We start from the raw sequence: 13,308 nt of genomic DNA on the forward strand, positions 1-13,308 counted from the left end.
CACGCGGTTATTTATCGCGGGTTTTATCAATCCAACTCCAAGCCACCATCGCCCCGACCACCACACCACCGAGAATCAACGCAATGGGCCAAGAAAAACTTTGCGGCGCGACGCGGTTGAGCCACATACCTAAAAAAGCACCTGCAACAGTTGGCATCGCCACCGACCAGCCAATCACGCCAAATACGCCCAAACCATTTAACGGACTGTACTTTGGCTCGTTACGCGTTTGCTGCATGCGCTCAGCACGACGACGGATCGCTTTGGCCGACGCATCTTCTGATTCTGTCATGTCAGTGGTTTCCGTAAATCGCTGAAGCGCCGCACAATGCCGGCCTCAAGTTTAGACAGTGCAGTGCGAGCCACCCGCTCGTCTTCATCCACTTCAATAAAAGTGGCTTGAATGGTGTCATGCAGACTGGCTAAATCCTCACCTTGCACCGCTCGGCGCACGGCAATATCGACTTGATAACCATGCTTAACTAAAACACCTTGATCAACGCCAAAAAACAGCTCTTGCCCTTGCCTATCGGTCAGGATCAATACCGAAGGCAGCAAAGCAGTGACAAAATCGGTGTGTTTGGGCAGCATCGCAAAGGCTCCGTTTTCTGCTTCAGCAAAGACCTTTTGCGCTTCACCACTAAACAACAAGCGTGTGGGCAAACGCAGATTCACTTGCATCAGCTCAGTCTGACTCATAACGCCGCCTTGCTCTTCGGCAACGCACCAATCATGTAGTAATCCATTTCATCATCGTCAAACTCTGTTTGCTGCAAGATCTGCTCACAGCCGGCCAAAGTATCTTCCACTGAAACACGCTGACCTGCTTCACCGCTAAAGGATTCAGCAGAAAAGAATGGCTGAGTTAAAAACCGTTCAAGACGACGCGCGCGCGCCACTACAGCACGGTCAGCAGTGGATAACTCTTCCAACCCAAGCATGGCAATGATGTCGCGCAGCTCTTCATACTCCGCCAAAGTACGGCGTACAGCGCGGGCAATATCATAATGGCGCTGCCCGACCACGGCCGGCGTCAGCATCACTGAGGTTGAGCCTAACGGGTCAACCGCTGGGTACAAGCCTTCACTGGCACGCTTGCGCGACAGTACGACGGAAGCCGATAAATGCGAGAAAATATGCGCAGCAGCCGGATCGGTAAAGTCATCGGCTGGCACATAGACCGCTTGAATCGAAGTGATTGCACCTTTACGGGTGGAGGTGATGCGCTCTTGCAGCACGGCTAACTCTGTTGCCAAGGTTGGCTGGTAACCCACCCGCGATGGCATACGGCCTAACAAGCCGGAGACTTCCGAACCAGCTTGGACAAAACGGAAGACGTTATCAATCAGCAGCAGTACATCCTGACCAAGGTCATCACGAAAATACTCAGCCATGGTCAGCGCAGTTTTACCCACCAGAAAGCGCACGCCCGGTGCTTCGTTCATTTGACCGAACAGCATCACGGTTTTATCACGTACGCCGGCCTCACCCATTTCCCGATACAACTCTTCAGCCTCACGGGAACGCTCACCAATCCCACAAAATAAACTGACGCCTTTGTAATGTTGCGCGGTGTTATTAATCAGCTCGGTAATCAATACGGTTTTACCGACACCGGCACCGCCAAAGAGCCCGGTCTTACCACCACGCTCAATTGGCGAAAGCAAATCAATGGCTTTAATCCCCGTTTCTAAAATAGCACTGTGCACCACGCGATCTTCTAACACAGGCGGAGCTTGGTGAATCGAGCGCAAAGCCACCGCAGTTGGAGCAGGCAGTCCATCAATCGCCTCACCAAAGACATTGAGCATACGACCCAACACGGCCTCACCCACTGGCACTTGAATCGGTGCGCCTGTGGCATACACGGGCATGCCTAAACCAAGGCCACGCACCGGAGCCAAGGCCATACAGCGCACAGTGCCTTGATCAAGCAGCGCTGCGACTTCCATAGCAAGCTCGCCAGCATAGACAAGGTCTTGAATACGCGGCACAGGATCACTAAAGAGTACGTCAACCACACCACCGCGAATTTTAATCACGCGTCCTTCGCTCACGCGCTGCTCAACAGACGCTGGAGTCGAGGGTGATGGAGCACTTGACTCGAATGAACTGACTGACTCTGACACTCGCTCTAACCTCTCACTCATGTCACACCAATCCTTTATTCTGTAAAACCAACAAACCTACTAACGTTAAGGCTTATTCAAAATCTGCAGCAGTCACTAAACGCACATCGTTCCACTCAATCGCTCGGCTACGCCAGTGCTCTTCAATGGATTGCGCAAAGTCTGCGCGCACCAATTTGGCCCGTGCTTCACACCACTGCTCTGAATCATGACGCATCACAATGCCTTCGGGTGTGCCTTGACGGTACTGGCTGCTAACAGTGTTGAGCAAGGTTTTTAATTCATCCAGCGTAGTCTGTCCTTGATACAACGTGGGAACCACGGCTAAACCCATTTTGGCGGCCAAGGCATTACGTCGCTCACAGCTCCAAAACTTTTGCTCGGTGCGATCGTAGACATCAAACACCACAAACCAGTCGGGCAAATTATCGTAATCCAGCGAGTGGCGCGCCGCGCACCATTCACCAAATAATATCCAATCACTTTGTAAATTATCACACAACGCATAACGATGTTGCGCCAGCCAAGAATTGAGACGCGAGAACTGCCCAGCAAACGGCTCTAATAAATACTGTCCACGGTTCTGTGCGCGCAACTCACCATTGGCACGCATGGAGATACCCAGGTTGGCACCATCGAGCTTTTCTTCGATGCGTAACGGCTGCGCTAAAATAGCGTCAACCTCAGCTGGACTAAGAACCTTGTCATCACGCGGCATGCCCTCACCGAGCCAGTCAATGTGCGGGGTATGGGGGAAGCGAAAAAAATCAGACATCTACTTATTCTCCGGCATGGCAGGCGCTGGCACATGGCGCTGCCTTGGAAACTTAATTTTATGAAAGCGTTGCGCATCCGCAGCACACAAAAACTCAACCTTAACGCCCTGCTCAGCTAAGGCTGGCCACCAATCAATCCACTTACAATCTGCCGCCTGCAAAATGGTTGGTTTGTCAGGATGAACATTGGCGACAGTTGGAAAAATACGATCAGGCGGATCAAACTCATGCTGTAGTGCTTGATCTGGAAACTCAGCATAAAAATCAATGTCGGTTAAGGTCACACTGACCATCTCAACCTGAGCAGGATTACCCATATTGCGCAGCAGCCATTTTAAAAACACATCACCGACACCACGCGGCGGATTGATGCAAGTTTTGTGTTGATATTCGCCCAAAATAATAAAGCTGTCATCAATCACCACCACGCCGGTATTTTGGATGGCTTGCAAGCGCTCAATGCAACTGGCCACGCACTCAGTCGAAACGTCGGCATGCTGCTGATTTGCCACCAGCAACACGTTGGTATCAATCACTACTTTAAGCATGCGCAAAGCCCTAGTTATTCTGCTGACGCTTACGCTGCACCGCGGCCATGGCTCTGGCGGCAATATCAGTCATCTCATCACCAAATAAATTCTCTGGCCAATTGGCTATTTCACCGTAGGTATCGATCGCCAAGCTTTCAATTTGCGCTTGAGTGCCATCACGACTGCAAAAATACAAAGCCACATCCTGATGACTGATCACACCTTCAGCGATACGTCTTTGTAACCTATTTAAAAAGTGCTCGGAGTGACTCTCGACAATGATTTGTTGATTACGCGCTTGCCCGCCCTCTTTTGCTTGCACAGCAGCAATTAACATGTCAGCCAATCCAGCCTGCACCTGTGAGTGCAAATGAATTTCTGGTTGTTCAAGCCAGACTGTTGCATGTGGCGGTGCATAAAACGCCTGCACAATCACCGGCAACAATTGCGACACGCCAAAGCCTAGATCAGCCAAATTCACCTCAGCCGCATCGGCATGGCTTTTTAGCTGCACCTGATAGTCATTGACTGTTTCTGCTAGAGGACGAATCGAAAAGTCAGTGGCCACACCCATCTGCTGCAACCAATAGGCAATGCCCTGCTGAAAATCCAACTCGGGTTGATCGACGGCAAACTGTAACTTGCGCTGCTGAGCATTAGCAGCCAGCACGGCAGTGATCGCCGCCTCGCCAGCACGCCCCACACTTGCAGGTGTTTCACCACGCCAAGCATAACGACGCTGCGGCCCTGCACGTAAAGCTGCAAGGGCTTGAAAGTCAGCCAGAATACGCTCGGTCTGCGCAGCCAGCGTGGTAAGAAAAGCGGCGGCTTGGCCTTGTGTTGCCGGCAAGCAGTAAAAGTGCTCAGGACGGGCTGCAGCGGCCAGTGCCAGTGAGTATTCAAGGGCGTGCGGTTGTTTAATACTCACCTGCAACTGAGCCTTGCTATCACTGCAATAGATGACACTGAACTGCTCAATGCCGTCCTGGAAACCCTTGTAGCAGATCGATTGCAGCTGTGGCTGCTGCGCTTGATCGGCGATGACACTAACACTTAAACACAACTCATCAATCGACAGGCTATGCGGCGTTGCTACATCGGGCAAAACTAAAGTTTCAGACAAACGCCAGCGCAGCTCAAACTGCAAAGGCTCAGTCAATTGGCCGCCATGTAGGTTCTGCGCAAAAGAGCCTAAATCAATCAGGCTCTGACCATCACCAAAATTCAACGAGGGTTGCGCAGCAGACGAGCCGGCACTTTGTTTCAGCGCCAGCAGCAACTGCCCTAAGCTGCTTTTACCGGCACTGTTCTCACCGAAAAAAACTGTCAGCGGCGCTAACTTTATCGACCCAGTATCCTTCCATGCCTTAAAGTTCTTGATCCGCCAAGAGGTTATCATCAGTACAGTGCCCCCTTAACAATTGAGTAGTGACCTCATCACAATAACATTGCTGCCGCCCAACCAAAGGCCAATAACGGCAAATTATAGTGAATAAAGGTGGGCACTACTGTATCCCAAATATGACTGTGCTGGCCGTCCATATTCAAACCCGAAGTTGGCCCGAGAGTTGAATCTGAGGCAGGCGAGCCGGCATCACCGAGCGCGCCAGCGGTACCGACAATACTAACAATAGCCAGCGGACTGAAACCCAACTGCAAAGCCAAGGGTACAAAAATCGCAGCAATAATAGGTACAGTAGAAAACGATGAACCAATGCCCATAGTGACCAGCAAACCCACCAGCAGCATCAACAACGCGCCCATCGCTTTACTGTCGCCAATCACTGACACCGATGAGTCAACTAAGGTTTGAATTTGTCCTGTTTCGCGCATCACTTCAGCAAAGCCAGACGCCGCAATCATAATGAAGCCAATCATGGCCATCATCTTCATGCCTTCGGTGAACAAGTCATCGGCCTCTTTCCAGCGCACCACACCAGACACGGAGAACACCACAAAACCCACCAGCGCACCCATGATCATTGAGTCCAGCCACAGCTGCACGACAAAGGCGGCAACCACAGCAGCACCCGCGGCGATTAAGCTTTTCGGGCTGTAGCTGCTGCTAGCCGAACCGACTTCACCTTCTTCAACCAACTGATACACACGTTTTTTACGATAGGTAAACAAGATAGCAACCAACAAGCCAAACAGCATGCCGGCAGCAGGAATCATCATGGCTTGCATCACGCTTAAACCGCTGACATCAACGCCTCCTTTGGCCACGTTAGCCAGCAGCACCTCTTTAAGGAAAATCCCACCAAAACCTACGGGCAAAAACATATAGGGGGTGATCAAGCCGAAGGTCAGCACACAGGCGATAAGGCGACGATCCAACTGTAAGCGCCCCATCACATAGAGTAATGGCGGCACTAACAATGGAATAAAGGCAATATGGATTGGCAAGATATTCTGCGAAGAAACCGCAGCGCCTAGCAGCACCGCAATCAATAACCACTTGACCATCTCAGAGCCTTTGCCTTCTTGTCGACCCACCATATTGAGGATCTTTCCAGCTAAAGCATTGGCTACGCCAGATTTACTGATCGCTACAGCAAACGCACCGAGTAAGGCGTAGGACAACGCGACCGTAGCGCCCCCCCCAAGGCCTTTATTAAAAGCAGATAAGGTGCTGTCGATACCCAGCCCACCCATTAAACCACCGACCACTGCGCCAATAATCAGCGACACGACAACGTGTACTCGGAGCAAACTGAGCACCAGCATTAATGCTACTGCGACAACAACCGCGTTCATAACAACCCCCAACCGCTTTGAAAATGATGTCAACACACGGGCTTGCGCATTGATTTTAAGCTGCGCAGTTTACACTGCTAAAACTAAGAATAAACCGCCGATTTGCCCTGCCGTACGTATCCGTCTTGATTTCAAGGGTTAACAGCGACTGACTTTTTGTTTATCTCGGCAAACAGCCTGCTAGTATGCGCAGCATTATTCAGCGATTGAATTGGAACATTTATGCTCTCGATGACTTGGATCGAGCTGATCGCCGCAAGTTTAGGCGCACTCTCCGTCTACTTAATGACTCAGCAAAAGCCTGCCGCCTGGCCGATTGGCTTGCTGATGGTGCTGCTGTACATCTGGATTTTTTACGACGCGCGTTTGTATTCAGAAATGCTTTTGCAAATCATTTATGTGGTATTGCAGATTTACGGCTGGTGGCAATGGCTGCGCGGCGGCGAGCAACATCAAGGGCGAGCGGTGAGCCGTTTAAACAGTTTAGGCATCAGTCAAGGTTTGCTCGTGGGTGCCAGCATCACCCTTGCTTTGGGTTTTGCCATGAGCCAATACACCGATGCCAACTTGCCTTGGCTGGATGCAGCGCTGACTGGTTTTAGCTTGGTGGCACAATATTGGATGGCGCAGAAACGCCTACAATGTTGGTTACTGTGGATTGTGCTGGATATTATTTATGTCGGAATGTTTATCACCGCAGAACTCTATCTCACCGCAATCCTCTATGTCGCATTCACTGCGCTGGCGGTGTATGGCTGGCTTGAGTGGCGCACAAGTGAGGCGCAAACAACATGAAAGTTGTGGTATTAAGCGGCCCTGAGTCGGCAGGAAAAAGCACGCTGTGCCAAGCTTTAGCCGAGCGATTTAATGCTCCGTTGGTTAGCGAATATGTCAGAGAGTTTATTGAACAGACGCAGCGTGACACCGGCTATGCAGATATCAGTCTTATTGCCGAACAACAGCTTGCACGTGAACTGGCAGCGCGCGCCCAACAACCAGATTTACTGCTGCTCGACACACATTTATTGAGCAATAAGCTGTGGAGTGAAACCTTATTTGGACGCAGTCCAGACTGGATTGAAAGCGCACTCAAGGCCCAGCATTACGATTTAATTGGTTTGCTCAGCCCTGACGCAATGCCTTGGCAGGCGGATGGCCAACGTTGTCAGCCGCTATTAGCTGAGCGCCAACAATTTCATCAACATTTAGCGCATTGGTTGCAGCAGCACCAGCAGCCGGTATTGCATTTAGAGGGCTCTTGGCAAGCACGTTATCAAGAACTTGAGCGTGCCATTGAACAGCTGTTAGACAACCGTTTAGAGTTATCCCCTTATCATCAGCCGAACATTCAGAGGATTAAGCCATGACCAGCACCCACGCCCACGACCCCTTACATGGCGTTACTTTAGCTGTGGTTCTCAATCGTTTAGTTGCGCATTATGGCTGGGAAGAGTTGGCCGAATTGATACCGGTGAACTGCTTCAAAACCGACCCATCAGAAAAATCTTCGCTGAAGTTCTTACGCAAAACCGAGTGGGCCCGTGCGAAAGTTGAGGCGTTGTATATTTCGACATTTGCTTAATCAGCTAGCGACAAAGAGCAGATCGCAAACAACGCCGATGATCAACGAGTGCTTCGGGGTAAGTGTGACGAGCGTAGCCATGGATGGCGCAGCGCCGGAGTTGAACCCCGGATGGGTTCATCGACGGAAAAACACTTATCCCGAAGTGCGATATGCACAGTATGTATGCATAACGAAACGTAAAGTATTGAGCATTTTATGCGCACGCCGTACCGCGCTAGTATCGTTTTTCCCTCAACGAGACTTCCTGTCTCGATTCGGGCGCTTCGCCATCCATGGCGTCGCTTGCCACGAAACTAGCGCGGTACTCATTGACCTAGGATGTTGTTTGCAAGTCTGTAGCACGGCACTAGAAGATAGCCGACGCACACACATCTTTGCTGCTGCTTTAGTGATTCATACTGCAATCGTACAAACAACAAAAATGATCAACGAGTGCTTCGGGATAAGTGTGACAAGCGTAGCCATGGATGGCGCAGCGCCGGAGTTGAACCCCGGATGGGTTCATCGACGGAAAAACACTTATCCCGAAGTACGACACTCACTTGATAAACAAGCAAGACCGCCATTGCGGGCGAGCCGCCCGCGCTCCCAAACAAACGCCTGCAAACAATATTAAACAGCAGCCGCTAGGTATTGCAGACGAAGCGCCCGCGTTCCAAGATTGCGTTTAGCTTAGCGGCGTTCAGCCACAATATGTGTGCCTGCTTGACCTGATAACAACGCCAAAGCATCAGACAAACGACCAATCCCACTAAAACCACCCGACTCGGTAAAACTACAGGCTGCATTGATTTTTGGCCCCATAGAACCCGCGGGCAAATTAAGCGCATAACTTTCAGCCACAGTTAACTCACGCAACGGCCGCGCCTCTGGCGTACCAAAACCCTGATAGACCGCATCAACGTCCGTCAGCAAAAGCAACGCATCCGCACCCAATTGCTTGGCCAACAAAGCACTCGACGCATCTTTATCAATCACCGCCTCAATACCCAGCAGACTGTTATCAGCGTAACGCACCACCGGAATACCGCCGCCACCGTTACACACCACCACCACATTCTTATCGACCAGCAGACGAATCACCTGCAAATCAGGAATATCCAAAGGTTTTGGCGAAGCCACCACACGACGCCATTTATCACCGTCTGCAGCAATATGCCAGCCCGCTTGCTCAGCACGCTGCAGCGCTTCCTCATGACTATACACAGGACCAATAAACTTAGTCGGCTTTGCAAAAGCCGGATCCTTAGCATCCACCACCACCTGCGTCAGCACACTCACCACCGGACAGCTGTGCTGCAAAGCGTTCTCCAACTCCTGCTCAATCAAATAACCAATCATGCCCGCCGTTTGCGCACCCAGCACATCCAACGGAAAACTCTCAGCAGGGTTATACGCCTCCTCCTGCAAAGCCAACAAACCCACTTGCGGCCCGTTACCATGCGTGATCACCAACTGATGCCCAGCACGAACAATCTCAGCCAAGGCACGCGCCGCCACTTTCACATTGTCACGCTGCACCTGCGCCGTTAACGGCTCACCACGCTGCAACAACGCATTACCACCTAAAGCTGCAACCACTAACATAATTAACGTCCTAAAGTTGCGACCAACACCGCCTTAATGGTGTGCATACGATTCTCAGCTTGATCAAACACAATCGACGCTGGCCCTTCAAACACCTCCTCCGTAACCTCCATGGCATCAATGCCATAGGTTTGCTGAATGTCCTTACCGATCGTGGTCTCAGTGTTATGGAATGCTGGCAGACAGTGCATAAACTTCACCCGAGGATTACCCACTTTCGCCATCAGTTCAGCATTGACTTGGTAAGGCATCAGCAGCTCAATACGCTCAGCCCATTTTTCCTGCGGCTCACCCATCGACAGCCAAACATCGGTATAGACAAAATCCACACCCTGCACCGCTGAATCAATGTCTTCAGTAATCGTAATCCGCGCACCGGTTTGCTCAGCAATCGCACGCGCATCGGCTTGGATAGACGCAGCCGGCCAGCAGTTTTTTGGCGCACAGAGACGCACATCCATCCCCATTTGCGCACCACCAATCAGCAAGCTATCGCCCATATTGTTCGCCGCATCGCCAATAAATACATAAGCGACTTCATGCAAAGGCTTATCACTGTGCTCTTGCATGGTGAGAAAATCTGCAAGGATTTGCGTTGGGTGAAACTCATCCGTCAAACCGTTATACACCGGCACGCCAGCATACTCAGCCAGTTCATTGACAATCTCTTGACCAAAACCACGGTACTCAATGGCATCATAAACACGACCTAAAACACGCGCCGTATCTTTGACCGACTCTTTATGACCAATGTGATTGCCGGTCGGGCCTAAATAGGTGACACGTGCACCTTGATCAAAGGCCGCCACTTCAAAACTAATACGCGTGCGTGTTGAGTCTTTTTCAAAAATCAGGGCAATATTTTTACCCTGCAGGCACGGCTGCTCAGTGCCTGCATACTTCGCTGCTTTCAAGTCTGCCGATAATTTCAGTAAAAAATCGATTTCTTGCGGTGTGTAATCACGCAAGGTCAATAAGTTACGGTTTTTAAGATTAAAAGCCATCCTCTGCTCCTTAATTAGCAGCTGGGTAAATAAATTACATTTAATACATTAAAGTTAAGTAAGCACTGAATCATGTTAGCGAGGCCGTCAGGGCTAGGCGCAACGACCAAGGGGAGTAACAGCGAAAAGCTGACCCGAAGGGCGAGCGCTAGCGAGTTAAATCAGCGCTCCTTTAAATCGGATCACGCACCGTTGGACAACTCATACAACGCCCACCACCGCGTCCACGTCCAAGCTCAGCACCCGGAATCGCCAACACTTCAATGCCTGCCGCAGCCAATGCCGCGTTAGTGTCATCGTTGCGATCATACCCCACTACCACGCCTGGGCTCAGGGCTAAGACGTTATTACCATCATTCCACTGTTCACGTTCGCGTTCAGCCGGATGATCACCACCTGTTGGCACCACCTCTAATGAGGCATAACCTAAGACTTCAGCCACCACATCAAACAGATGGCGTGGATCATGACGGAAGACATGGGACTTACCGGTCTCATCAGGGCGCAGATCATAACACTGCATGGCATCGGCTGCCTCAGTAAAGGCGGTAACGATATTGCCCCCACAGAAAGTAAACACCGTATCAAGGTGCATGGCAGCGCGTGATTTAGGCATTTGACAGGCCACCACACGGTCAACCGTACCTTTGGCAAACAGCGCGCGTGCTAACTGGCCCACCGCTTGCGGCGAACTGCGCTCACCCATACCAACCAGCACAGTACGATGACCCACCGGCATAATATCGCCGCCCTCTAAGGTTGCCAGACCAAAGTTTTGCAGTGGATCACCCCATAACACCTCCACTTTACCGGCAAACTTGGGGTGAAACTTATACACGCCCGCGGTCAACAAGGTTTCTGGCTTACGTGCATTCCAATACATTGGATTAAGCGTCACCCCACCATAGATCCACGCACTGTTATCACGGGTGAATAAGAAATTCGGCAAAGGCGGCAATACAAAACCATAACGGCCCAGATGATTACCAAACAAGCTGACGGGATCGAACGGCAAATCGCCAACTTCAAGACCACCAATCAAATACTCTGCCAACTGCTCACCCGGTAATTCATCCATCCAAGCGCGCAGATCAGAGACCATGCCCACACCAATTTCATTCCAGGTAATACGCTGATCGAGAATCCACTTGCGCCCTTCAGGAATCGCCAAGGTTTGCGCTAACAAATCGTGAATATCCAGCACTTCAATACCACGCGCTTGCATCACACTGACAAAGACATCGTGATCTTTTTGCGCTTGCTTGACCCAAAACACATCATCAAACAACAAAGAATCACAGTTTGACGGGGTTAAACGCCGGTGTGCCAAGCCAGGTCGACACACAATCACTTGACGCAAGGTGCCAGTTTCCGAGTGCACACCCAAAGCTAAATCAGTCATTACTTACTCCTTAGCAACCAACAAAGCCGGCTCATTACAACAAAGCACCAAAGCTCAGCACGGCAGTAATAAATAGGGTCAAAATCAATAATAGCGGCCAGACAAACACCAACCATCGGTCATAGGACACCCGACCGATGGCCAAACCTCCCAGAACCACGGCAAAGGTTGGGTTAATTAAGTTCACTAAACCGTTAGCAGACTGGAACGCGGTCACCACCAGTGCACGATCAACATGGGCGAAGTCCGCTAAAGGCGCCAAAATCGGCATCGACAGAACGGCGAGACCAGAAGAAGACGGCACAAAGAAGCTCATTCCCACTTCAATCCAAAACATCAGGTTGATAAACGCCAACTCTGGTAATCCACCTAAGGTGGTTTCTGCACTGTTTAAAATTGTGTCAGCAATCATGCCCTGTTCCATGATCACCACAATACCGCGAGCTAAACCGACCACTAAGGCCACACCAAGTAAATCGCGCGCACCATCAACAAAGCTTTCGGTCAGTTTTTTCTCACCTAAACGACCAATAAAACCGATCAAAATGGCTGACCCCATAAACAAGCCACCCATTTGTGCCATCCACCAATCTTGTGAGGAAACACCCCAAATCATCACAGCAAAGGTGAGCGCAAAAATAACCAAGGCGATACTTTGCATCCCGGTCAAGACGGATTTCTCTTCGCTCGCATCGTGTTTTTGTAAAAAGTATGCGCGATGTGCATCCCACTGTTTAGCCACCACCGAGCGCGAAGGATCTTCCTTTACCCGCTTGGCGTAACGCATCACATAAACCGCACAAATAATCAGACCGCCAATCAGCAAAACCAGACGCAAACCCATACCATCGGTAAACGGGATACTCGCCGCATTCGCTGCAATCACTGTGGCAAACGGGTTAATAGTGGAACCCAACACACCAATCCCCGCTCCGACCATCACAATCGCCACACCGGTCACCGCGTCATAACCTGCGGAAATAATTACTGGAATCAAAATGGCATAAAAGGCGAGCGTTTCTTCGGCCATACCGTAGGTGGTGCCACCAAAAGCAAACAACGTCATTAGGATCGGGATCATCCACAGTTCGCGGCCTTCCAAGCGCCGCATGGCACTGCGAATCCCTGTATCAATCGCTCCGGTGGCATTCATCACACCTAAAAAACCACCGAGAAAGAGCACAAATAACGCCACATCAATCGCATTCGCGACATAGCTATCAGGATTATAAAAGCCTGCCGTGGGCGCCAGCATGACATCGACAAAACCTTGTGGTTTCGCTTCAACCACCTGATAGGTTCCAGGAACCGCGATCTCCCGACCCACTTCATCGCTCATTACTCGATCGTACTTACCCGCTGGAATGATCCAGGTTAAGGCCGCTACGAAAATGATCAGTAAAAAGAGAATGGTGTAAGCCGTGGGGAATCGCGAACTTAGCGTTTTCTCTATTTCTTGCGCTTGCGGTTGTTTAGTTGGATCGGTCATGTCATGTGCTCCTGCTAAGACGTAACACCAGCCTAGACCTCCTAGGCTA

At 50.7% G+C, this 13,308-nt stretch carries 14 protein-coding genes; 3 read left to right on the top strand and 11 right to left on the bottom strand.

The window, feature by feature from the left end; genetic code table 11:
* Positions 1-7: 7 nt before the first annotated feature.
* The 7 genes from H591_RS0104355 to H591_RS0104385 form a co-directional block, all read right to left on the bottom strand.
* Complete coding sequence (locus H591_RS0104355) at positions 8-292, bottom strand: AtpZ/AtpI family protein (protein ID WP_022965730.1); 285 nt, start codon at positions 290-292, stop codon at positions 8-10.
* Positions 289-699 (bottom strand): ATPase, encoded by a 411-nt coding sequence (locus tag H591_RS0104360; RefSeq protein ID WP_022965731.1) that lies wholly within the window; start codon positions 697-699, stop codon positions 289-291. Before H591_RS0104360 ends, H591_RS0104355 begins: the two co-directional genes overlap by 4 nt.
* Positions 696-2,057: a F0F1 ATP synthase subunit beta gene (gene atpD, locus H591_RS0104365; RefSeq protein WP_028244170.1), complete on the bottom strand. Its 1,362-nt coding sequence runs from the start codon at positions 2,055-2,057 to the stop codon at positions 696-698. The genes H591_RS0104360 and atpD overlap by 4 nt, the downstream gene beginning before the upstream one ends.
* Before the next feature lie 145 nt (positions 2,058-2,202).
* A complete protein-coding gene (locus H591_RS0104370; RefSeq protein WP_022965733.1) occupies positions 2,203-2,904 on the bottom strand; it encodes an RNA ligase family protein in 702 nt (233 codons plus the stop codon).
* The gene (locus tag H591_RS0104375) at positions 2,905-3,453 is read right to left on the bottom strand and encodes a hypothetical protein (protein WP_022965734.1); all 549 of its coding nucleotides are present in this window, start codon (positions 3,451-3,453) and stop codon (positions 2,905-2,907) included. It abuts the gene before it with no gap.
* Positions 3,454-3,463: 10 nt separating this feature from the next.
* A complete protein-coding gene (locus H591_RS0104380) occupies positions 3,464-4,834 on the bottom strand; it encodes an AAA family ATPase (protein WP_022965735.1) in 1,371 nt (456 codons plus the stop codon).
* A 38-nt stretch (positions 4,835-4,872) separates the two neighbouring features.
* Positions 4,873-6,192: a Na+/H+ antiporter family protein gene (locus H591_RS0104385; RefSeq protein ID WP_022965736.1), complete on the bottom strand. Its 1,320-nt coding sequence runs from the start codon at positions 6,190-6,192 to the stop codon at positions 4,873-4,875.
* A gap of 231 nt (positions 6,193-6,423) precedes the next feature.
* Here H591_RS0104385 and pnuC point away from each other — a divergent pair, with 231 nt between their 5' ends.
* The 3 genes from pnuC to H591_RS0104400 are packed head-to-tail and all read left to right on the top strand — an operon-like array spanning position 6,424 to position 7,774.
* Positions 6,424-6,987, top strand: a complete 564-nt coding sequence (gene pnuC, locus H591_RS0104390) for a nicotinamide riboside transporter PnuC (protein ID WP_028244171.1) — start codon at positions 6,424-6,426, stop codon at positions 6,985-6,987.
* Positions 6,984-7,559, top strand: a complete 576-nt coding sequence (locus H591_RS14835) for an AAA family ATPase (RefSeq protein ID WP_022965738.1) — start codon at positions 6,984-6,986, stop codon at positions 7,557-7,559. The genes pnuC and H591_RS14835 overlap by 4 nt, the downstream gene beginning before the upstream one ends.
* A complete protein-coding gene (locus H591_RS0104400; RefSeq protein ID WP_028244172.1) occupies positions 7,556-7,774 on the top strand; it encodes a VF530 family protein in 219 nt (72 codons plus the stop codon). The genes H591_RS14835 and H591_RS0104400 overlap by 4 nt, the downstream gene beginning before the upstream one ends.
* A gap of 675 nt (positions 7,775-8,449) precedes the next feature.
* Here the strand turns inward: H591_RS0104400 and arcC are convergent.
* From arcC to H591_RS0104420, 4 genes are all read right to left on the bottom strand, one after another.
* Entirely contained in the window at positions 8,450-9,364 is a 915-nt protein-coding gene (arcC, locus tag H591_RS0104405; protein ID WP_022965739.1) for a carbamate kinase, read from the bottom strand.
* 2 nt (positions 9,365-9,366) lie between these two features.
* Positions 9,367-10,368 carry an ornithine carbamoyltransferase gene (locus tag H591_RS0104410; protein ID WP_022965740.1) on the bottom strand — a complete coding sequence of 334 codons (1,002 nt, stop codon included), beginning with the start codon at positions 10,366-10,368 and terminating at the stop codon, positions 9,367-9,369.
* Positions 10,369-10,540: 172 nt separating this feature from the next.
* On the bottom strand, positions 10,541-11,770 hold the full coding sequence (locus H591_RS0104415) for an arginine deiminase (RefSeq protein ID WP_022965741.1): 1,230 nt from the start codon (positions 11,768-11,770) through the stop codon (positions 10,541-10,543).
* Positions 11,771-11,804: 34 nt separating this feature from the next.
* A complete protein-coding gene (locus H591_RS0104420; RefSeq protein WP_022965742.1) occupies positions 11,805-13,259 on the bottom strand; it encodes a YfcC family protein in 1,455 nt (484 codons plus the stop codon).
* Positions 13,260-13,308: the final 49 nt, after the last annotated feature.

The sequence above is a fragment of the Denitrificimonas caeni DSM 24390 genome (genome assembly GCF_000421765.1).
In the GTDB taxonomy this organism is placed as follows: Bacteria; Pseudomonadota; Gammaproteobacteria; order Pseudomonadales; family Pseudomonadaceae; genus Denitrificimonas; species Denitrificimonas caeni.

Coding starts and splice junctions, on each gene's coding strand:
- H591_RS0104360 (WP_022965731.1), bottom strand. CDS start 699: ATGAGTCAGACTGAGCTGATGCAAGTGAATCTGCGTTTGCCCACACGC.
- H591_RS0104415 (WP_022965741.1), bottom strand. CDS start 11,770: ATGACTGATTTAGCTTTGGGTGTGCACTCGGAAACTGGCACCTTGCGT.
- H591_RS0104400 (WP_028244172.1), top strand. CDS start 7,556: ATGACCAGCACCCACGCCCACGACCCCTTACATGGCGTTACTTTAGCT.
- H591_RS0104380 (WP_022965735.1), bottom strand. CDS start 4,834: ATGATAACCTCTTGGCGGATCAAGAACTTTAAGGCATGGAAGGATACT.
- H591_RS0104410 (WP_022965740.1), bottom strand. CDS start 10,368: ATGGCTTTTAATCTTAAAAACCGTAACTTATTGACCTTGCGTGATTAC.
- arcC (WP_022965739.1), bottom strand. CDS start 9,364: ATGTTAGTGGTTGCAGCTTTAGGTGGTAATGCGTTGTTGCAGCGTGGT.
- H591_RS0104385 (WP_022965736.1), bottom strand. CDS start 6,192: ATGAACGCGGTTGTTGTCGCAGTAGCATTAATGCTGGTGCTCAGTTTG.
- H591_RS0104355 (WP_022965730.1), bottom strand. CDS start 292: ATGACAGAATCAGAAGATGCGTCGGCCAAAGCGATCCGTCGTCGTGCT.
- H591_RS0104370 (WP_022965733.1), bottom strand. CDS start 2,904: ATGTCTGATTTTTTTCGCTTCCCCCATACCCCGCACATTGACTGGCTC.
- H591_RS14835 (WP_022965738.1), top strand. CDS start 6,984: ATGAAAGTTGTGGTATTAAGCGGCCCTGAGTCGGCAGGAAAAAGCACG.
- pnuC (WP_028244171.1), top strand. CDS start 6,424: ATGACTTGGATCGAGCTGATCGCCGCAAGTTTAGGCGCACTCTCCGTC.
- H591_RS0104420 (WP_022965742.1), bottom strand. CDS start 13,259: ATGACCGATCCAACTAAACAACCGCAAGCGCAAGAAATAGAGAAAACG.
- H591_RS0104375 (WP_022965734.1), bottom strand. CDS start 3,453: ATGCTTAAAGTAGTGATTGATACCAACGTGTTGCTGGTGGCAAATCAG.